The sequence below is a fragment of the Nitrobacter sp. JJSN genome (assembly GCF_051912485.1).
GTDB lineage: Bacteria > Pseudomonadota > Alphaproteobacteria > Rhizobiales > Xanthobacteraceae > Nitrobacter.
Window position 1 is genome coordinate 917534 of sequence record NZ_CP196822.1, and the last position, 19923, is coordinate 937456.

Here is a 19923-nt window from a genome sequence, read left to right on the forward strand (position 1 = left end):
AGGCTTCCGCATGTTTTCGGCGCTCTCCTTTGCATTGTGTTTGCAATGGCGTCTCCCGCCTATGCGGTGCAGCCCGACGAGATCATGCCCAACCCTGCGCAGGAAGCGCGCGCGCGCAACCTGTCGCGCGAATTGCGCTGCATGGTGTGCCAGAATCAATCGATCGACGATTCCTCGGCGCCGCTGGCGCGCGACCTTCGCCTGCTGGTGCGCGAACGCATCACAGAGGGCGACAGCGATCAGCAGGTGCTGGATTTTCTGGTCGCCCGGTACGGCGACTTCGTGCTGCTGAAGCCGCCCTTCGAAAAGAGCACGCTGCCGCTCTGGCTTCTGACCCCGCTGGTTCTGTTGGGCGGCGGACTGGCGCTTTGGGGCTACAGCCGGCGACGGTCGAAAGCGATGCAGGCGGCCGCGGATGCACCGCCGCGACTGACAGATGAAGAAGAGGCGCGGCTGGCGAAGCTGGTGGCGACAGAACCCTCTGCCGGTGAGCCGGTCTAACGGCCCGTTCTAACGTTCGCATCCCGTTTCATCGAAACTCCTCCGCGAATGCGGTTAGTTGGCGTGCGCCAAACCGCCGCACGAGACGTTCGCCATTGTTACGAAACATTAATTTCCCGGTCAGCGCGCTGTAAGGCGCGAATCCCCATCTTCAGATCATGAAGTGCTTGCCTTCGGCACTATATGAACTCGTTCTGGAGATACGCATGACCGACAGGCCTACCGACCGTTCGCCACCTTCTCCGTTCAAACCCGCCCGCCGTTTTGGGGTCACCGCGCGCAAGTTCGCGCTGATGGCGTCCGTCGGCGCCGGCCTCGGCCTGGCAGCTTACGGGCTCAGTCCGCCGGACAGAGCCGATCTATTCACCAGTCCCGCTCATGCGCAGGTCAACAATGATGTGAGCAAGGTCGCCCAGCCGATCGGCTTTGCTGACATCGTCGAGCGCGTGAAGCCGTCGGTGATTTCGGTCAAGATCCGTATGAAGGACAAGGCGATTGCTGGCGAGGAGGACTCGCCGTTCCAGCCGGGTTCGCCGATGGAACGGTTCTTCCGCCGCTTCGGCGGACCGGACGGCATGCCGCCGGGCTTGCGCGGCCGTCGCGGCCATGGCGTCGTGACGGGGCAGGGCTCCGGCTTCTTCATTTCGGCCGATGGTTATGCCGTGACCAACAACCATGTCGTCGACGGCGCCGACAAGGTCGAAGTTACGACCGACGACGGCAAGACCTACACCGCCAAGGTGATCGGGACCGATCCGCGCACCGACGTTGCCTTGATCAAGGTCGAGGGCGGCTCAAATTTCCCGTTTGCGAAGCTATCGGATGACAAGGCGCGGATCGGCGACTGGGTACTCGCGGTCGGCAACCCGTTCGGTCTCGGCGGCACCGTGACCGCCGGCATCGTGTCGGCCAGCGGCCGCGACATCGGCAACGGTCCCTATGACGATTTCATCCAGATTGACGCGCCCGTCAACAAGGGCAACTCCGGCGGGCCGGCCTTCAACATGAAGGGCGATGTGATCGGCGTGAACACTGCGATCTATTCGCCTTCCGGCGGCAGCGTTGGCATCGCGTTTTCGATTCCCGCCAACACCGTGAAGAACGTCGTCGCACAGCTCAAGGACAAGGGTTCGGTGAGCCGCGGGTGGATCGGCGTCCAGATCCAGCCGGTGACCTCGGACATCGCCGATAGTCTCGGTCTCAAGAACGCCGAAGGCGCGCTGGTGGCTGAGCCGCAGGCCAACAGCCCGGCGGCCAAGGCCGGCATCGAGTCCGGTGACGTCATCACGTCAGTCAACGGCTCTACCGTCAAGGATGCGCGTGAATTGGCGCGGACCATCGGCGGACTTGCGCCGGGGACCTCGATCAAGCTGAACATTCTACACAAGGGTACGGACAAGGTCGTCAACCTGACGCTCGGCATCCTGCCTAACACCGTGGAGGCAAAGGCCGATCTGTACGACGGCGATCATGAGTCGTCGCGCGGAAGCGAGGTTCCCAAGCTCGGCATGACTGTGGCGCCGGCGGCCTCGGTGGCGGGCGCCGGCACGGCGGGCGTCGTCGTCGTCGATGTCGATCCGAAGAGCGCGGCCGCGGATCGTGGCTTCAAGGAAGGTGATGTGATCCTCGAGGTCGGGGGAAAGGGCGTCTCCAGTTCGGACGACGTGCGCGAGGCGATCAAGGCGGCGCGCGCGGACAACAAGAACAGTGTCCTGATGCGGGTTCGCACCGGCAGCACAGCGCGTTTCGTGGCGGTTCCGATTGCGAAGAGCTAGAGCATGATCCCGACCCGAAGGGCCGCGCCAGCGCAAAGTGGAAACCGGCTTCTGGATAAGATCATGCTCGATCAATAACAGGTGCGAACCTTTAAGAGATGGGAAGCGTCGCCGGCTTCAGTCGCCCCTGCTGACGGCACTTTCCGGGGGGCGGGCCAAAAGCCCGTCCCCTTGAGTTGCCTTCCGATGGAAACAGCCCCCCTTCGTCGGAAGGACTAGGGCGGTGGAGACGCCCCAAGCTCCACCGCCCGCTTTTTGCGGATTGCGGGGGCCTACTCGCAGCCTTGCGCGCGGGCGATGGGCGCGCCATGGTGATGGAAAGATAATATATCTTGGGCAATTCCAGCGACCAGATGCGCCTGCTGATCATCGAAGACGATCGCGAGTCCGCGGACTATCTCGTGAAGGCGTTTCGCGAAGTCGGTCATGTTGCGGAGCTCGCCAGCGACGGCGAGGAGGGACTCTCGCTTGCCGACGGCGGGGACTATGACGTGCTGGTGATCGACCGGATGCTGCCGAAACGCGACGGGCTCTCCGTGATCGGCTCCCTCCGCGACAAGGGTAACCGGACCCCGGTGCTCATCCTCTCCGCGCTCGGCCAGGTCGACGATCGCATCAAGGGTTTGCGCGCCGGGGGCGACGACTATCTGCCGAAACCCTACGCATTCGCCGAATTGCTGGCGAGGGTGGAGGTTCTGTCGCGCCGCCAGGGCGGTCGCGAGGAAACCGTCTATCGTGTCGGTGATCTCGAACTCGACCGGCTGTCGCATCGTGTCGCGCGGGGCGAGGAGGAACTGACGCTGCAGCCGCGTGAGTTTCGCTTGCTGGAATACCTCATGAAGCACGCAGGGCAGGTCGTGACCCGAACCATGCTGCTCGAGAACGTCTGGGACTATCATTTCGATCCGCAGACCAACGTCATCGACGTGCATATTTCGCGGCTGCGTTCCAAGATCGACAAGGGCTTCGAGCGGCCGCTCCTTCATACCATTCGCGGCGCAGGTTACATGATCCGCGATGGCATACGGTAACGCCGGTGACGGCGTTCGGTAAGCTGTTTCGTACCACGGCGTTCCGGCTGACGCTGGTCTATTTGCTGCTGTTCGCGCTGTTTGCGGCCTCTCTCCTCGGATATTTCGCCTGGAATACCCGCCGCCTGATTACCGATCAGATCGCAGCGACAGTGGGCGAGGAAATCGGCCTGCTCACGGGCGTCTTCAACCGCCGCGGTTTGCGCGGCCTTGTCTTCGCCATCGAAAATCGCGCCCTGCGGCCCGGTTCCAATCTCTATCTGGTGACGACGCCGGCAGGTCTCGCGGTCGCGGGCAATGTCGGGTCGCTTCAGCCCGGTGTGATGGCGACCACCGGCTGGACCGAGACCGCCTACCGCCGGCTCGACGAGCAGGACAAGACCGACCATAGCGCGCTGGTCAATGTGACGGAGCTGTCCAATGGATTTCGGCTGCTGATCGGCCGCGACCTCGAGGAACGCCATCGCATTTTTAGCGTCGTGGCCTCGGCCGCGCAGTGGTCGCTCTTGATCGTCGTGGTCCTTGGACTCGGCGGCGGCATCTTCGTGGCGCGGCGCGTGCTGCGCCGGATCGATGCAATGACCGGAACCACCCAGCGTATCATGACCGGCGACCTAAGCGGCCGGCTTCCGGTCGGCCGCAGCGGCGATGAAATCGACCGCCTGGCGGAAAACCTCAATATGATGCTCGAACGCATCGAAGCGCTGATGAGCGGGCTGAAGGAAGTCTCCGACAACATCGCCCACGATCTGAAGACGCCGCTGACGCGGCTCCGTAATCGCGCCGAGCAAGCGCTCGCCAAATCCGGCAGCGAGGCCGACTATCGCGCCGCCTTGGAACACACCATCGAGGAGTCAGATGGCCTGATCCGCACCTTCAACGCGCTCCTGATGATCGCGCGGGCGGAATCGGGACAGGCGCGTGACAACATGGCGGATTTCGACGCCGCGGACGTCGCGCAGGGCATTCATGAACTCTACGAGCCGCTGGCCGAAGACAACGGGCTGACGCTTGGCGTTCAGACCGAGTCCGCACCGCTGCACGGCAATCGCGAACTGATAAGCCAGGCGCTGGCAAACCTCGTCGAAAACGCGATCAAATACGGGCAGCCGAGGCCGGTCGCGCAGCCGCTCGGTGCGGATGCGGCCGCAGCCGACAGGACGATCTTGATCGAATCTCGCCGCGATGGTGACCGCATCATTCTCGCGGTGACCGATCATGGCTGCGGGATTCCCGAAGCCGACCGCAAGCACGCCGTTGAGCGGTTCGTGCGGCTTGAGACCAGCCGAACCTTGCCGGGGTCCGGGCTGGGCCTGAGCCTCGCGTCGGCGGTGGCCACGCTGCACGGCGGCGATCTCACGCTCGACGATGTGCGTCCGGGCTTGCGTGCGACCCTGTCGATCCCGGCGCGAAGCGGCGAGGGGCTTGCGGCGCCGACACCGGACGTGCAACAGATCGGCTCATGATTTCATCCGCGAAGGACGACGCGGACCGGGCCTGTCTGGCGGCGCGTCTTGCGGACGGACCAAAGGTGCTAGCGCCCGCCGATGCCGGACGTCATCTTGAGGACTGGCTATCCGATCTGACGCCGGAGCGATCCGGCGCGATGCGGGCTCTGGCAGCTGAATTTCCGCTCGTTCGAGCCATGCTGCTCGGTGTCGCGGAGTCGTCTCCCTATCTCTTCGACCTGATGCGCGCCGATCCGGACCGGACGCTGCGTCTGTTTCGCGGCGAGCCCGAAGGCCATCTCGCGCGACTGATCGCGGAGCTGTCGGAAGCGGCGGAGGCGGGTGACGAAGCCGAGGCCATGCGGCAGCTTCGCACCGCCAAGGCGGAGGCCGCGCTCTTGATCGCGTTGTGCGATATCGGCGGTGTGTGGCCGGTGATGCAGATCACGGCGGGGTTGACCGACATCGCCGTTGCTGCGGTCCAGAGCGCGTTGCGATTCCTGTTGCGGCAGGAGACGGGGCGTGGTCGGTTGCAACCTCCCGACATCGACCGGCCCGAGGATGGCAGCGGCCTCGTAGTGCTCGCAATGGGCAAGATGGGTGCCGGCGAACTCAACTATTCCAGCGACATCGACCTGATCGTGTTTTTCGATCTGGCGGCGCCGACGCTCGCGCCTGGGATCGAGCCACAGCCGTTCTTCGTGCGCCTCACGCAGGGGCTTGCGCGCATGCTGCAACAAAGGACCGGCGACGGTTACGTCTTTCGGGTCGATTTGCGCTTGCGGCCGGATCCAGCGTCGACGCAGGTTGCGGTCTCGACCGCCGCCGCGCTCGACTACTACGAGCGGGAAGGGCGGACCTGGGAGCGTGCCGCCATGATCAAGGCGCGGCCCTGCGCCGGCGATTGGAAGGCGGGCGAGGCCGTGATCGCGGAGATTTCGCCCTTCGTCTGGCGCAAGCATCTTGATTTCGCGGCCCTTGCCGACGTTCACGACATGAAGCGGCAGATGCAGACCTTTCGCGGGCAAAGCGAAATCGCGGTCGAAGGCCACAACGTCAAGGTCGGGCGCGGCGGCATCCGCGAGATCGAGTTCTTCGCACAGACCCAGCAGCTGATCGCCGGCGGACGGCATCCCGAGTTGCGAGTGCGCCCGACGCTGGACGCGCTGAATATTCTGGCCTCGAGCAACTGGATCACGCATCAGGCTCGAGATGAATTGACAGTCTCATATCTGTTTCTGAGAAAGGTCGAGCATCGCATCCAGATGGTCGCCGATGAGCAGACCCACGTCCTGCCCGCCGATACCGAGGCGATGGAACGGTTCGCGCGCTTCCTCGGGTTTGACGATCGAGCGAGTTTTGCCGCTGAATTGCTGGCACATCTGGATTGCGTGCAGGGGCACTACAGCCGGCTGTTCGAGGGCGACCGCAACGGTGCTGCCAACCTGCCGGCCGTAGAATATGCTGCCGGGCCCGATGACGCGCGGCTTCTCGACCACCTGGTGAAGCTCGGCTTCAAGAAGCCGAGAATGGTTGCCGATACGATCCAGCAATGGATGGCGGGTGGATATCGAACCCTCAAGGTCGAGGCGACACGCGCCGCTTTCGAGGCGTTCGTGCCGGCGTTGATCGACGGTCTGGCGCGCGCCGAGGAGCCGGATAGCGCCGTCATGGCGTTCGATCGTTTCCTGCTGGCGCTCCAGCGCGGCGGCCGGCTGATCTCACTGCTGAGCCAGAACGGGGATCTCGTCGCGCTGGTTGCGCTCGTGCTCGGCGCGGCGCCCCGGCTCGCCGACATGCTGGCGCGCAGGCCCCAGATCATGGATGGATTGATCGATCCCCATTTCTTCGGCGCCATGCCCGACCGGCAGGAGCTGTCGGCGCGGCTGGCGGCCACGCTCGAGGACGCGAATTCTTACGAGGAATTTCTCGACCGGCTGCGGCTGTTCGGCCAGGAAAGCCTGTTTCTGATCGGCACGCGGATCCTGTCCGGCACCGTGTCGGCGCGGCAGGCGGGACAGGTGTTCGCCGACGTGGCCGAGGGCATCGTCGACACCGTGCATGGTCTGGTGAGGGATCAGTTCGCCGACCAGTATGGCCTGATCGCAGGGCAGGAGACCGCGATCGTTGCGATGGGCAAGCTCGGCAGTCGGGAGATGACCGCATCGTCCGACCTTGATCTGATCCTGCTGTATGATTTCGATTCCGAGCATCCGGACTCGGACGGAGCGCGGCCGCTGCAGGGCGCGCAATATTTTGCGCGCTTCACCCAGCGGCTCATCAGCGCGTTCACCACGCGGACCAACTACGGCGTTCTCTATGAGGTGGATATGCGGCTGCGGCCTTCGGGACGCGCCGGCCCTGTTGCGTCGCATATCGACTCGTTTTCCGACTACCAGGAGCATGAAGCATGGACCTGGGAACACATGGCGCTCACGCGCGCGCGGGTGATCTCGTCCTCGCCGGCGTTTCGCGCCCGGATCGAAAGCGTCATCCGAAGCATTCTGACGCGGCGGCGCGATGCCCACCTCATCGCCAGCGATGTCGCGGAAATGCGACGCGCGATCGCGCTGGAAAAAGGCGAGCAGGACATCTGGGATCTGAAACACGCCGCTGGTGGCATGGTCGATATCGATTTCGTCGCGCAGTATCTTCAACTCGTCCACGCCGCGGACAAGCCGGACATTCTTAGCGTCAATACCCAGCAGGCGCTGGAAAACGCCCAGCGGCTGGGTGTCCTGTCATTGCCGGATGCGGAAATTCTGCGGTCAGCTGGGCTGCTCTATCACGACCTGACCCAGATCCTGCGGCTCTGTGTCAGCGACAAATTCAAGCCGGAAACGGCGGGCAACGATCTGCTGCCGGTGATGGCGCGGGCAGGGGATGCCCCGGATTTTTCGGCGCTCGAGGCGCGCGTCCGCGATACCCAGGCAGATGTGCGCGGCATATTTCTCAGGCTGATGGAAGGCAAGTCTTAAGCGGCAACACAGGCCGCCGGTTGCTCCTGGCCGCCGTGACGGGGCAGGGTGATGCGGACGACGGTCCCGGTTCCGGGCTTCGAGCGAAGCCGCATCGACCCGCCGTGCAGGTTGACCAGTGACTTGGCGATCGCGAGCCCAAGTCCCGATCCCGCATGGGTTTTGGTCAACTGGCTTTCGACCTGTTCGAACGGTTTGCCCAACCTTCGCAGCGCGTGTGATGCGATGCCGATGCCGGTGTCCGCAATCGTCAGGGCGATGGAATTCTCCAGCTCTTGACTTCGCAACATGACTCGCCCGCCGTCGGGCGTGAACTTTACCGCATTGGACAGCAGGTTGACGATGATTTGCTTGACCGCGCGACGGTCGGCAATGATCGAAATGTCGTCGTCGGTCCTGACGTCGAATGTCAGGTTCTTGTCGTTGGTGCGACCAGTGACAACCCTCAGCGATTCCGCCAGCGTTCCGGAGAGATTGAGTGTCTCCATGTCGAGCTTCATGCGGCCGGCTTCGATCTTGGACATGTCCAGGATGTCGTTGATGACTTCAAGCAGATACTGGCCGCTGGTCAGGATGTCGTAGCAGTATTCACTGTATTTCGTCGAGCCGAGCGTTCCGAACATGCCATTGCTCATGATCTCGGAGAACCCGATGATGGCATTGAGCGGCGTTCGCAGTTCGTGACTCATATTGGCGAGGAATTTTGATTTCGCCAGATTGGCATCCTCGGCGCGATCTTTTTCCTCCGCGTATTTCTGCGCAAGGTCAGCGAGTTCGATCGCCTGCTGCTCGAGCGTCGTCTGCGTCCGCTTAAGATCGACGACGTTCGCCCGCAGCCGGAGGTCATTTTCGACGAGCTTCTGCTCGTGCTCCTTGATCCGGGTGATGTCGGTTCCGACCGACACATAGCCGCCGTCTTTGGTGCGGCGTTCACTGATATGAATCCAGTTGCCGTTATCCAACTGCGCATCGAAAGTGCGCGCTCCCGGCGTCGCCGTTCCGGTGTCTGGCTGCCGTGTTCTGACTTCGGGCATGCGGCCGACCTTGACCACGGTCTCGTAGGAGGTTCCCGCCGCGACCACGCTGTCGGGAAGCTTGTGCAAGCGCTGAAAGTGAGAATTGCAAAGGACCAGGCGATCCTCCGCATCCCACAGTACAAAAGCCTCGGGGATGGTTTCGATCGCGTCCCGCAGCCGTAGATCGGCTTCGACGGTCTTTTCAGCGAGACTCTTTTGTTCGGTGATGTCGACGGCGATCCCGATCAGATGAGCGCCTCTGCCGCCCGTGCCATGGCTGAGCTCGCAACGCACGCGCAACCAGATCCAGTGTCCGTCGCTGTGCTGCATCCGGAAACTCTGGTCGATATGACCGATTTTTCCCGCGATCAGTTGGTCCGCGATTTCGAACAGGTCGATGTCGTCGGAATTGACCAGCGAGCTGACCTCGCCGAAGGTGAGCAGATCGCTGCGACTTTCCAGCCCAAGCATGGTGAACATCGATTGCGACCAGAAAATCCGCCCGCGCGACAGATCCCAGTCCCATAGGCCGCATCGGCCGCGGTTGAGCGCGGTATCGATACGGCAGCGGACCGCGTCATTGATGAGATCACCCTCGCGGGCGCGGGTGGATTGCCAGTGGAATGCAAAGCCCAGGATCAGGACCACGAATCCGGTCGTGGCCGATAGCGTGATCGACAGCGCGGTGTCCGGGCGCCACACTGAATCGTTTTTTTCCTGGATGACGGTAACCTGGCCCAGCAATGATCGGACGACACGCTGGGTCGCGTATGCGCTGCCGCCATCCAGCAAGGTGATGTCGGTGACGCTCGCCGGTGACGTGCCACGCAAGGCGGGCGATTGTGCGGTGCTGATGAGTTCCAGAATCCGGCTGCTCTTGCCGGGTGCCGCTTCGATCGGCACCCGCGCGAGAACGCGCTGATCGGCGCCGGTGACGATGATATGGCGGCCGGGGGCGATGCCCCAAGATGGAACGAGTTCCGGCAAAAGGTTCTGTAGACGTTCGATGGAGGCGGGGCGATCCTGACGAATTACGCCGACATGCTCCAGCCGTTCAGCTAGCAGATCGGCGAGTGCCAGCAGATCGTGTTTGGTCACCGCCTGCTTTTGTCGGGTCTGATCAATGACCTGCACCAGAGCGCCACAGCATATCGTAACCAGGAAGGCGATGATCAAGGCGGGGACAGCGCGTCGAAGCACAGGCTCGGCGACCAGCAGTCTGCGGTAGGCTGGTTTTGCGATCGATTGCGCCAATCCCTTGATCGAATCGGATTGAGCGCAAGCGCTCGCCGCGTGAGCGCGCGCCATGCCTTAGGCCCCCGTGAGAATTTTCCGTACGTCCGATCGGAAGGACAGCCCCGTCTCTCCGAATCACAGCGATTTGAATCCACTTTTCTCGGGCTGTCGAGAGTCAACGATTCGTTAACGCGAAAAAATCTTGTCCAACGGAGAATCATAAGCCGCGGCTGTAAGTGAGTCCGAAACGGGAACGTGCGTCAGTGCGGTGGTTCAGACGTTCGCTTCATTTGTCCGACGAGTCCGTCAGGCTAACTTCTGAAGCTGCAAGGATATGCGAACTTCGGAAACGGAGCGCCAAGGCAAAGGACGTCAGCTTTCGCGCGGCGGCTCCGCGTGGCTGATGACGCGCTTGACGCTCGGGAAGGCGCGGCGCAACGCGCGTTCGATCTCGTCGACCTGTTCATGCACCTTGGCGACGCTCATCGACGAAGCGGCGCGGCAATGGAAGTTGACGATCTCGCCCGCATCCGTGTCTCTGACGCGCACGTTGTGGATGTCATGGATCGCCCCGCCTGCGGCAAAACCCGACAGGGCCGTCCGGATCGCGTGGATCCGTGCGGGGACGGCATCCGTCCCGAGTGGAAGCTCGGGCTCCAGCGGTTCGATGTGCGTGTCTACCTCGACGTTCGCACCGAACTCGTGGCGAATGTTGTGCTCCAGTCGATGTGCTATCGCATGGGCGTCCACCAGCGCCATTTCGCCGTCGACCTCGAGGTCGATGCTGACCGTCAGTTTTTCTCCGAGATCATGTACCGTGACGTGATGAATCGCGAGGCCTGAATTGCGGGCGATCACCATGATGCGCTCGCGGATGCTTTCGCTGTCGCGCGCGACGGGTATTGCGGTGAATGTCAAATCGGCATCACCGAGAGCGGCGGACACTGCGGCCTGCGCCTGCTGCTTGATGGCGTCGATGCGGTCAATCGGATAGGTTCGCGGGACTTCGGCGATCACGTCGACGAAATGCCGGGGACCGACCATCCGTACCCGCAGCCGCTCGATATCGACGACGCCCGGCAGCGCCCTGATCGCGGCTTTGGCCCTTTCCGCAGCGCCCTCCGGTGCGCGATCCAGCAGGGTTTCCACCGTGGCGCGTCCGAGCCGCAAGCCCAGAACGGAGATCAGGACAGCGACGCCGATCGCTGCGGCGGCATCGCCCCATGCATAGCCCAGTCCGGACAGCGCCAGCCCGATGATGACGGCGATCGATCCAAGGACATCGGAAGCAAAGTGCAGGGCGTCGGCCTCCAGCGCCTGACTGCGAGTATCGAGCGCGGCCCGGTGCAGCGCGCGGGCGCGCCAGAAATTGACGGCGATGTCGACGACCAGCACGACAAACGGAATGGCGGAGAGCGTCGGAGCCGCTGCGCCTTCGCGCAAGTGGGCGTAGGCCTGCACTACGATGCCGCCCGCAAGGACGTAGAGCATCGCAATGACACCAAGGGCCGAGAGACTTTCGATCTTGCCGTGACCGTAGTGATGTTCGTCGTCGGCGGGACGGTCGGAAATCCGTACCACGATCCAGGTGATGATCGTGGCCACGAGATCGACCGAACTATGCAGCGCCTCGGAAATCAGCGCGAGACTCCCAATCGCCACGCCGACCACGAATTTGATCGCCGCCATGCTGGCGCTGGCGATCATTGAGACGGCAGCGACCCTTGTTTTCGAATTGGAAGCGAGATGTGGCATCTGTGGGGGTTTAGCAGTCCGCCACCCAGGATAAAAGCGCGCGCGATTGCGCAATCGCCACTCATTCGCGGCTTGGCTCCGTTGTTGCGAACTGTTCCGATTTCAAAATGCGCCAAGGCACGACAGGTTGGGGCCGCTGAGGCTCATTGGGATCTTGGTCCGCTCCATCGCGTGGCAAACCAGCCGACCGCGGCAGCGACGGCGAAGCCGATACACGCCGCCGTGGCATCGACCAGAAAATCCTCAAGCCGCGCATGGCGGCCGGGCGCCCACAGTTGCATGATTTCGAGCAGGCCGATCAGCATGACGGATACAGCTGCGACGAGCAGGCGTCGCTGCGGAAACGCGAGGCCAACGGCGAGACCAACCAGCACAAAGGCAAAGGCGTGTTCGCCATCTTGTCCGAGCGGGGAGTGTGGGCGATAGCGCGGTGGCCCGAGCGTCGCGAACACAACCGCCGCGATCAGGATGGCCGCGCCCATGCGGAAAAGAATCTTCATCGCCAGCGCATAGCACGATTTGGCGCTACGCGGTGGCCGCGGGCCGTGCACCACTTCGCATCTGTGGGCACACGCCGGATTCGGTCTGGAAGCGTTTGCCAAAGGATGCTTCGGGGGGCGAATCCTGGGGTGTCGACTGCAAGATTTGCGGTGGACCGGCCGACCGGACGCGGCCTGGGTGCTCGAAGTAAGCTGTTATAAATCCCACAAGGTGTGTTTTTTTGGCTGGTTTTCGAAATATTGTTTTCCGGGCCGAATCAACAGACAGGACCGATGATGGCAACCCAGATGACGAAATCGCAGCTCGTTGAAAAAGTCTCGGCTCAGGCCGGATTATCCAAAAGGGACGTAAAAGGCGTTCTCGAGGCGCTTGCGACAACAGGTTATAAGGAGCTCAAGAAAACCGGTGTCTTTATGCTTCCGGGTTTCGCGAAGTTCGTGGTTATCAAGAAGCCGGCGACCAAGGCGCGCAAGGGCACCAACCCGTTCACGGGCGAGCCGATGACGTTCAAGGCCAAGCCAGCCCGAAAGATCGTCAGGGCGCGGCCGGTCAAGGCTGCGAAAGACGCGGTGTGATGCAGGGGCCCTTCGGGGCCCTTGTATTTTTGGACCTACCCTGTTTCAGGGCGGCTGCTTGCCGACAGCCGGTCTCCGCTGGCGGCCGGTTGGCGCCGCGGTTTTGTTGCCGGTCGGGATGCCCGCAGACACCAAGATCATCACATTCCCGTGCAGGGCGCGCGCGCCCCGCACGAGTGACAGGACAATCAGATATTGCGCGAAAGGGCGTAGGACGAAAATTGGAGTTACAACATTCCCCGGCCGTGGTTCAATTTGACCTAAACCGCCCGGGAGGCTCTCGTGGCTGCGATCAAATTGACGGTCAATGGCAAGCCGGTTTCGGCCAACGTTGAAGACCGGACGCTTCTCGTTTACCTGCTGCGCGACCATCTGGGACTGACCGGTACACATGTCGGCTGCGACACCAGCCAGTGCGGTGCGTGCATTGTTCATATCGACGGCCGTGCGGTCAAATCCTGCACGGTTCTGGTCGGGCAGGCCAACGGCTCGAGCATCACGACCATCGAAGGCATCGCCAAGGGCGACGAACTGCATCCGATGCAGGCGGCGTTTCGCGACAATCACGGACTTCAGTGCGGCTTCTGCACACCCGGCATGATCATGGCCTCGATCGACATCGTGCGCCGGCATGGCAGCGGGTTGACCGAAGAAACCCTGCGCCAGGAGCTGGAAGGCAATATTTGTCGCTGCACTGGCTATCACAACATCATCAAGTCGGTGCTCGATGCCGCCGGCCGGATGACGGCGGCGCCGGCCGCGGAATAGCAGCAGAGAAGTCCACGCGAGAGCTCAGGTCTACCCTATTCGATGGAAGCGGCGCGACAACACTCCGGTAGCGAGAGCGGATCATGGGAATCGAGGGAATCGGCGCCCGCGCTGGGGTTGCCCGTGGTGGTTGCCGTTCTGACCGGCAAGGAACTGGTCGACGACAAGATCGGCAATCTGATCTGCGGCTGGATGATCCACTCCAGGGACGGATCGCCGATGAAGATGGGGGCATGGCCCGCGATGGCGCCGGAGACCGTGCGCTTTGTCGGCCAGGCCGTTGCTGTCATCATCGCCGAGACGCGTAACCAGGCGCGCGATGCGGCCGAGGCCGTTGCCGTGACTTACGAGGAGCTTCCCGCCGTCGTCGATATGCGCGAGGCGGTTGCGAGAGGCGCGCCGCAGCTTCATCCGGAGGCGCCGGGCAATGTGATCTTCGACTGGACCCTGGGCGATGAAGCCGCCACCGATGCGGCCTTCAAGACCGCTGCGAATGCGGTCTCGCTCGACATCGCCAACAATCGTCTGGTGCCCAATGCGATGGAACCGCGCGCCGCGATCGCCGAATACGATCCGGGGGAGGAACACTTCACCCTTTATACCACGTCGCAAAACCCGCATGTCGCGCGGCTCGTGCTCTCGGCATTCTACAATATCGCGCAGGAGCACAAGCTGCGCGTGATCGCGCCAGATGTCGGCGGCGGGTTCGGTTCGAAGATCTTCATCTACCCGGAAGAGATGGTGGCGCTGTGGGCCTCGAAGAAAACCGGTCGCCCGGTGAAATGGACTGCCGACCGTACCGAGGCGTTCCTGACCGACGCACATGGCCGCGATCATTTGACCAAGGCCGAGATGGCATTCGACAAGGACAACAGGATCACGGGATTGCGCGTCAAGACCTATGCCAATCTCGGCGCCTACATGTCGCTGTTCTCGTCGTCGGTGCCGACCTATCTCTACGCTACGCTGCTATCGGGCCAGTACGACATTCCCAGCATCTTCGCCGAGGTGATCAGCGTCTATACCAATACGGCGCCAGTGGATGCCTATCGCGGCGCGGGTCGCCCTGAGGCGAGCTTCGTGGTCGAGCGGCTGATGGAAACCGCGGCACGCCAGCTCAAGGTCGATCCGACCGAACTGAGGCGCAAGAACTTCATCACCCAATTCCCGCATCAGACGCCGGTCATCATGGCTTACGATATCGGCGACTTTAATGCGTCGCTCGATGCGGCCATGAAGGCGATCGACTATGCCGGCTTCACGGCACGCAAGGCCAAGGCAGAGAGTGAGGGCAGGCTGCGCGGGATAGGCGTGTCCTGCTATATCGAAGCCTGCGGCATCGCGCCTTCGAAGGCCGTCGGCAGCCTGGGCGCGGGCGTTGGGCTGTGGGAGTCTGCCGAAGTGCGGGTCAATCCGGTCGGTACCATTGAGGTTCTGACAGGATCGCACAGTCACGGTCAGGGTCACGAGACGGCGTTCGCGCAGGTGGTTGCCGGCCGCCTCGGAATTTCGATCGATCAGATCCAGATCGTGCACGGCGACACCGACAAGGTGCAGTTCGGCATGGGCACCTACGGCTCACGCTCGGCCGCTGTCGGCCTGTCGGCCATCGTCAAGGCGATGGAGAAGGTGGAAGCCAAGGCAAAGAAGATCGTGGCGCATCAGCTCGAGGCGTCGGAAAACGACATCGTCATCGAGGAAGGTCAGTTCAAGGTGGCCGGAACCGACAAGGCCATCGCGCTGCCGATGGTGGCACTCGCCGCCTATACCGCGCACAACCTGCCCGACGGCATGGAGCCGGGTCTGAAGGAGAGCGCGTTCTACGATCCGTCCAACTTCACGTTCCCTGCAGGGGCCTACATCTGCGAGGTCGAGGTCGATGCAGGCACCGGCAAGACGACGTTCGTCAATTTTGTCGCGGCGGACGATTTCGGCCGGCTCATCAACCCGATGATTGTGGAAGGGCAGGTCCACGGCGGTCTCGCGCAGGGCATCGGTCAGGCGCTGCTGGAGCACGCGGTCTACGACGAGAACGGTCAGTTGCTCACTGCGTCGTTCATGGACTATGCGATGCCGCGCGCCGAGGACCTGCCGTCTTTCCGGTTGGAGCACACCATGACGGAGTGCCCGGGCAATCCGCTCGGCGTGAAAGGTTGCGGCGAGGCTGGCGCTATCGGCGCATCTGCGGCCGTCATCAACGCCATCACCGACGCCATCGGCAGCAACGATCTCACGATGCCGGCATCGCCCGACCGCGTCTGGCACGCGATCCACGGCTGAACGGCGGCAGGAGATACGGCCATGTATCAGACCACCTATCATCGCCCCGCCAGCATCGACGAAGCCGTTTCGCTGTTTGCCAAGGGCTCCGATGCGAAATATCTCGCCGGCGGCCATACGTTGCTGCTCGTGATGAAGCAGCGGCTCGCGGCCCCGTCCGACGTGATTGATATCGCCGGGGTCAAGGATCTGCTCGGCATTGAGGCGTCCGGCGACACGCTCACGATCAGAGCCGCGACGACCTATTACGACATCATGACCAATGCCGATCTGAAGAAGGCAATCCCGGTGCTGGTGCATCTGACGTCGATGCTCGGTGACCCGGCGGTTCGTTACCGCGGCACCATCGGCGGATCGATCGCCAACAACGATCCGGCCGCCGACTATCCGGCCGCCGTTCTGGCGCTCGGCGCAACGGTGAAGACCAACAAGCGGTCGATCGCAGCGGATGATTTCTTCAAGGGACTGTTCACGACGGCACTGGATGACGGCGAGATCATCACCGCAGTATCTTTCCCCGTTCCGGCCAAGGCCGGATACGCCAAGATGCGCCATCCCGCGTCGCGCTTCGCGCTGACCGGCGTGTTCGTTGCGAAGACCAAGGCGGGCGACGTGCGTGTGGCCGCGACGGGCGCTTCGCAGAGCGGTGTGATGCGCGTTGCTGAGATCGAGGCGGTGCTCAAGGCCGACTGGTCTCCGTCGGCGCTGGACCAGATCAAGCTTCCAGATGCGGGCATGATCGCCGACATTCACGGGTCGGAGGCTTATCGCGCCAATCTCGTCAAGGTCATGGCCCAGCGCGCCGTCCAGCAGGCGAACTGATTCCGGCGAGCTATACCGCTCGCGTTCAACCCGCGCGTTGTGGAGCTTCGTTTCTGTTCAAATATAACGTGCACCCTAAAAGATGTATTGACTCTACATCTTAATAGGGCGAGTATTTCTGCATGTCATGGTGATTCGTTGGATCCCTGAATTTCGGGGATCGGAGGGAAAGCTCTTTCCGGCAGCCCTTTTGGGGCGACAGGAGCGGTCATGTGTCAGACAACTGAAGAGACGGATGTCGCCGAGATTGATTTCCGTAATCTGAATCAGGCGCAGCGCCGCACCAGGCTTTTCAGATCGTTGGCGATCTGAGGGCAGGCGAGTCATTTGTCCTGGTGAATAACCACGATCCCAAGCCGCTTTACGATCAGCTCCAGGCTGAGCATCCCGGCGCTTTCTCATGGACATATCTGGTACAGGGTCCCTCGGTCTGGAAGGTGGAGATCGCCATCCAGTCGAAGGTGGCCTGATCCGCAGCGGCGGTCGCCTTCGACCGCTGCTGTCTTTGTCGACAAGACTGATCTCCCGCAGGGATCGTTGTCGACTGCGCCGGCGGTCTCACCCCGCCGGCGCCTCCCTTTTTAAGAGGAGCGCCACGGCGTCGGCCGCTGTCATCACTGGCACTGACCGGAATCAGGCAAGAGCTTCGCTTCTGATTGAATCAGAAGCGAAGCTCCAGATTATTGTTTTGACGCGTTTTCTTCACGCGAACCGGTATCCACTTCGCTCGAAAACGCTATTGAGGAATATTCCAGATATCCTCGGCGTATTCTCGGATAGTGCGGTCGGACGAAAACCACGCCATGCGCGCGACGTTGAGAATGCTTGAGCGGGTCCACTCGGGACTATGCCACTTCATGTCGACGGCGCGTTGGGCGCGGTAGTAGTCCTCGAAATCCGCCGACACCAAATAGTAGTCGAGAAACCGGAGCGCGTGAGCGATGGGCACGAAACGCGAAACGTCGTCGGGCGAAAACACGCCGCGTTCGATGGCCTCGATTACACCAGCTAGTTTCGGCGATGATGAGATGACGTCGGTAGCATCCAGCCCCATGGCACGGCGCCGGACAACTTCATCGGCCTTCATGCCGAAGATAAAGATATTGTCCTCGCCGACATGTTCCAGAATTTCGATGTTGGCGCCATCGAGCGTTCCCATTGTGATTGCGCCATTCAGTGCAAGCTTCATGTTGCCGGTTCCGGAGGCTTCCATGCCGGCGGTGGAAATCTGCTCGGACAGGTCGCTCGCCGGGACGATAATTTCCGCGGCACTGACATTATAATTCGGAATGAAGACGACCTTGAGAAGATCTCTAATCGCAGGATCGTTGTTGATCACGTTGCCGATGTCGTTAATGAACTTGATGATCAACTTGGCCTGCCGATAGCTCGCGGCGGCCTTTCCGGCGAAAATCTTGATGCGCGGTGTCCAATTGCCTTCCGGATTCGCAAGGATGGCCTGATAGAGCGCAACCGTCTCGATCGCATTGAGAAGCTGGCGCTTGTATTCATGAATGCGCTTGATCTGGACGTCGAACAGTGCCGACGGATCGACGATAATGCCGAGCTGGCTGGCTATGGTCTGGGCAAGTGCAACCTTGTTCGCCCGCTTTACCACCTGGAAGCGCTGTTGGAACGCGCGGTCATCCGACAATCGCTCCAGTCCCCGCAGCCGCTCGGGCTCATCGACAACCGCAGCGCCGCATGCACCCTGCAGCAGGGATGTGAGTTTCGGATTGCATTGATGGAGCCAGCGGCGGAAGGTAATGCCGTTGGTCTTGTTGGTGATGCGGCCCGGATAAAGGCTGTTCAGATCGGCGAACACCGTCTCGCGCATGAGCTCGCTATGCATGGCGGAAACGCCATTGATGCGGTGGGAGCCCACGAAGGCGAGCTGTCCCATGCGGACGCGGCGCCCGGCGGTTTCGTCGATCAGCGATACCGATGCTCGGGAACGGCTGTCCACGCCAAAGTGCCTTTCCGCCGCGGCAAGATGGTCGACGTTGATCCGGTAAATGATGTCGAGATGGCGCGGCAGCATTCGCTCGAACAGTTCGACGGGCCAGGTCTCGAGTGCCTCCGGCAATAGCGTGTGATTGGTGTAGGAGATTGTCTTGGTGGTAATGTCCCAGGCATCATCCCAGCCGATTTGATACTTATCCACCAGCAGCCGCATCAGTTCGGGAACGGCGAGGCTGGGATGGGTATCGTTGAGCTGAATCGCCGCATGGGACGATAGCGACCGGATGTCGCCGTCGATGTGCAGATGGCGGTCGAGAATATCCTGCAGGGAGGCGGAAACGAAAAAATACTCCTGACGCAGGCGTAATTCGCGGCCGGCCGGCGTTTCGTCGCTTGGATAAAGAAATTTCGAGATCGCTTGCGCCCGCGCCATCTCCGACATCGCGCCAAGGTGATCACCGCTGTTGAAGGCGTCGAGGCGCATAGGATCGACCGCGCGTGCGGACCACAGCCGCAGCGCATTGACGTGACGGCCGCGCCAGCCGATGATCGGCGTGTCGTAGGCAACCGCCTGAATAGTCTCAGCCGGTATCCAGAGCGTCCGGGATGGCTTGCCGGCCTGCTCGATGCGGTCGACACGTCCGCCAAACTGGATATCGAACACCACGTCGCTGCGTTCGAATTCCCAAGGGTTTCCGGAAAGCAGCCACCGTTCAGGAAACTCTTCCTGCCATCCGTTTGAAACGATCTGGCGAAACAGCCCGTGTTCATAACGAATGCCGTAGCCTTGCGCCGGAATCGCAAGCGTCGCCATGCTTTCCATGAAACACGCAGCGAGCCGACCCAGCCCTCCGTTGCCGAGCGCCGCGTCGGGTTCGACGTCTCGCAATGCGTCGAAGTCAATGCCAAGATCCTCGATCGCCGTGCGAAATGGCCCCATCAACGACATGTTTGTCAGGGCATCGGTCAGCAGTCGTCCGATCAGAAACTCAAGAGACAAATAGTAGACGCGCTTGTCACCGCGGCTCTGAGCGGCACGATCGGATTGAAGCCATTGATAGACGATACGGTCGCGCAGCGTCAGCGCCGCCGCGATATACCAGTCATGGACGTTGGCGCACTTCACATCCTTTCCGGCCACCAAAACGATCTTAGACAGTATCGCGCTCTTGATCTCCTCGACGATGTCATCGTCTTCGGACACGAGCCGGGTCGATGCGTCACCTTCAAGGACGCGATATCGCTTTGGGGAGAATTCAAAGACCATCCTGGAAT

At 61.9% G+C, this 19923-nt stretch carries 13 protein-coding genes and 1 pseudogene; 10 read left to right on the top strand and 4 right to left on the bottom strand.

Features of this window, described 5'->3' with window-relative positions:
- The first annotated feature begins 45 nt into the window (after window positions 1-45).
- From ACSZOQ_RS04615 to ACSZOQ_RS04635, 5 genes are all read left to right on the top strand, one after another.
- Window positions 46-501, top strand: coding sequence for a cytochrome c-type biogenesis protein (locus ACSZOQ_RS04615; RefSeq protein ID WP_439924858.1), 456 nt, complete (start codon window positions 46-48; stop codon window positions 499-501).
- Between the two features lie 206 nt (window positions 502-707).
- Entirely contained in the window at window positions 708-2276 is a 1569-nt protein-coding gene (locus ACSZOQ_RS04620) for a Do family serine endopeptidase (protein WP_439924859.1), read from the top strand.
- Window positions 2277-2629: 353 nt separating this feature from the next.
- Complete coding sequence (locus ACSZOQ_RS04625) at window positions 2630-3307, top strand: response regulator transcription factor (protein ID WP_439925950.1); 678 nt, start codon at window positions 2630-2632, stop codon at window positions 3305-3307.
- A 5-nt stretch (window positions 3308-3312) separates the two neighbouring features.
- Window positions 3313-4773, top strand: coding sequence for a sensor histidine kinase (locus ACSZOQ_RS04630; protein ID WP_439924860.1), 1461 nt, complete (start codon window positions 3313-3315; stop codon window positions 4771-4773).
- Complete coding sequence (locus tag ACSZOQ_RS04635; RefSeq protein ID WP_439924861.1) at window positions 4770-7733, top strand: bifunctional [glutamine synthetase] adenylyltransferase/[glutamine synthetase]-adenylyl-L-tyrosine phosphorylase; 2964 nt, start codon at window positions 4770-4772, stop codon at window positions 7731-7733. Before ACSZOQ_RS04630 ends, ACSZOQ_RS04635 begins: the two co-directional genes overlap by 4 nt.
- Here ACSZOQ_RS04635 and ACSZOQ_RS04640 read toward each other — a convergent pair.
- From ACSZOQ_RS04640 to ACSZOQ_RS04650, 3 genes are all read right to left on the bottom strand, one after another.
- On the bottom strand, window positions 7730-10057 hold the full coding sequence (locus ACSZOQ_RS04640; protein WP_439924862.1) for a PAS domain-containing sensor histidine kinase: 2328 nt from the start codon (window positions 10055-10057) through the stop codon (window positions 7730-7732). The two genes, ACSZOQ_RS04635 and ACSZOQ_RS04640, sit on opposite strands and share 4 nt — an antisense overlap.
- A 300-nt stretch (window positions 10058-10357) precedes the next feature.
- A complete protein-coding gene (locus ACSZOQ_RS04645; RefSeq protein ID WP_439924863.1) occupies window positions 10358-11740 on the bottom strand; it encodes a cation diffusion facilitator family transporter in 1383 nt (460 codons plus the stop codon).
- A gap of 143 nt (window positions 11741-11883) precedes the next feature.
- A complete protein-coding gene (locus tag ACSZOQ_RS04650; protein ID WP_439924864.1) occupies window positions 11884-12240 on the bottom strand; it encodes a VanZ family protein in 357 nt (118 codons plus the stop codon).
- A 276-nt stretch (window positions 12241-12516) separates the two neighbouring features.
- Here ACSZOQ_RS04650 and ACSZOQ_RS04655 point away from each other — a divergent pair, with 276 nt between their 5' ends.
- From ACSZOQ_RS04655 to ACSZOQ_RS04675, 5 genes and pseudogenes are all read left to right on the top strand, one after another.
- Entirely contained in the window at window positions 12517-12816 is a 300-nt protein-coding gene (locus ACSZOQ_RS04655; protein ID WP_439925952.1) for an HU family DNA-binding protein, read from the top strand.
- 282 nt (window positions 12817-13098) lie between these two features.
- Window positions 13099-13584, top strand: a complete 486-nt coding sequence (locus tag ACSZOQ_RS04660; protein WP_439924865.1) for a (2Fe-2S)-binding protein — start codon at window positions 13099-13101, stop codon at window positions 13582-13584.
- Window positions 13585-13701: 117 nt separating this feature from the next.
- A pseudogene (locus tag ACSZOQ_RS04665) lies at window positions 13702-15864 on the top strand (xanthine dehydrogenase family protein molybdopterin-binding subunit); the annotation flags it as partial.
- Between the two features lie 21 nt (window positions 15865-15885).
- Window positions 15886-16686, top strand: coding sequence for an FAD binding domain-containing protein (locus ACSZOQ_RS04670; RefSeq protein WP_439924866.1), 801 nt, complete (start codon window positions 15886-15888; stop codon window positions 16684-16686).
- Window positions 16687-17021: 335 nt separating this feature from the next.
- Window positions 17022-17156 (top strand): DUF2249 domain-containing protein, encoded by a 135-nt coding sequence (locus ACSZOQ_RS04675; protein ID WP_439924867.1) that lies wholly within the window; start codon window positions 17022-17024, stop codon window positions 17154-17156.
- A 266-nt stretch (window positions 17157-17422) separates the two neighbouring features.
- On the opposite strand, the gene ACSZOQ_RS04680 is transcribed toward ACSZOQ_RS04675, so the two are convergent.
- Window positions 17423-19915, bottom strand: coding sequence for a glycogen/starch/alpha-glucan phosphorylase (locus ACSZOQ_RS04680; protein ID WP_439924868.1), 2493 nt, complete (start codon window positions 19913-19915; stop codon window positions 17423-17425).
- Window positions 19916-19923 lie beyond the last annotated feature (8 nt).

Excerpts from the sequence above, each read along its gene's own strand:
- ACSZOQ_RS04680 (WP_439924868.1), bottom strand. The coding sequence starts at position 19,915 with ATGGTCTTTGAATTCTCCCCAAAGCGATATCGCGTCCTTGAAGGTGAC.
- ACSZOQ_RS04635 (WP_439924861.1), top strand. The coding sequence starts at position 4,770 with ATGATTTCATCCGCGAAGGACGACGCGGACCGGGCCTGTCTGGCGGCG.
- ACSZOQ_RS04640 (WP_439924862.1), bottom strand. The coding sequence starts at position 10,057 with ATGGCGCGCGCTCACGCGGCGAGCGCTTGCGCTCAATCCGATTCGATC.
- ACSZOQ_RS04645 (WP_439924863.1), bottom strand. The coding sequence starts at position 11,740 with ATGCCACATCTCGCTTCCAATTCGAAAACAAGGGTCGCTGCCGTCTCA.
- ACSZOQ_RS04625 (WP_439925950.1), top strand. The coding sequence starts at position 2,630 with ATGCGCCTGCTGATCATCGAAGACGATCGCGAGTCCGCGGACTATCTC.
- ACSZOQ_RS04620 (WP_439924859.1), top strand. The coding sequence starts at position 708 with ATGACCGACAGGCCTACCGACCGTTCGCCACCTTCTCCGTTCAAACCC.
- ACSZOQ_RS04615 (WP_439924858.1), top strand. The coding sequence starts at position 46 with ATGGCGTCTCCCGCCTATGCGGTGCAGCCCGACGAGATCATGCCCAAC.
- ACSZOQ_RS04670 (WP_439924866.1), top strand. The coding sequence starts at position 15,886 with ATGTATCAGACCACCTATCATCGCCCCGCCAGCATCGACGAAGCCGTT.
- ACSZOQ_RS04650 (WP_439924864.1), bottom strand. The coding sequence starts at position 12,240 with ATGAAGATTCTTTTCCGCATGGGCGCGGCCATCCTGATCGCGGCGGTT.
- ACSZOQ_RS04655 (WP_439925952.1), top strand. The coding sequence starts at position 12,517 with ATGGCAACCCAGATGACGAAATCGCAGCTCGTTGAAAAAGTCTCGGCT.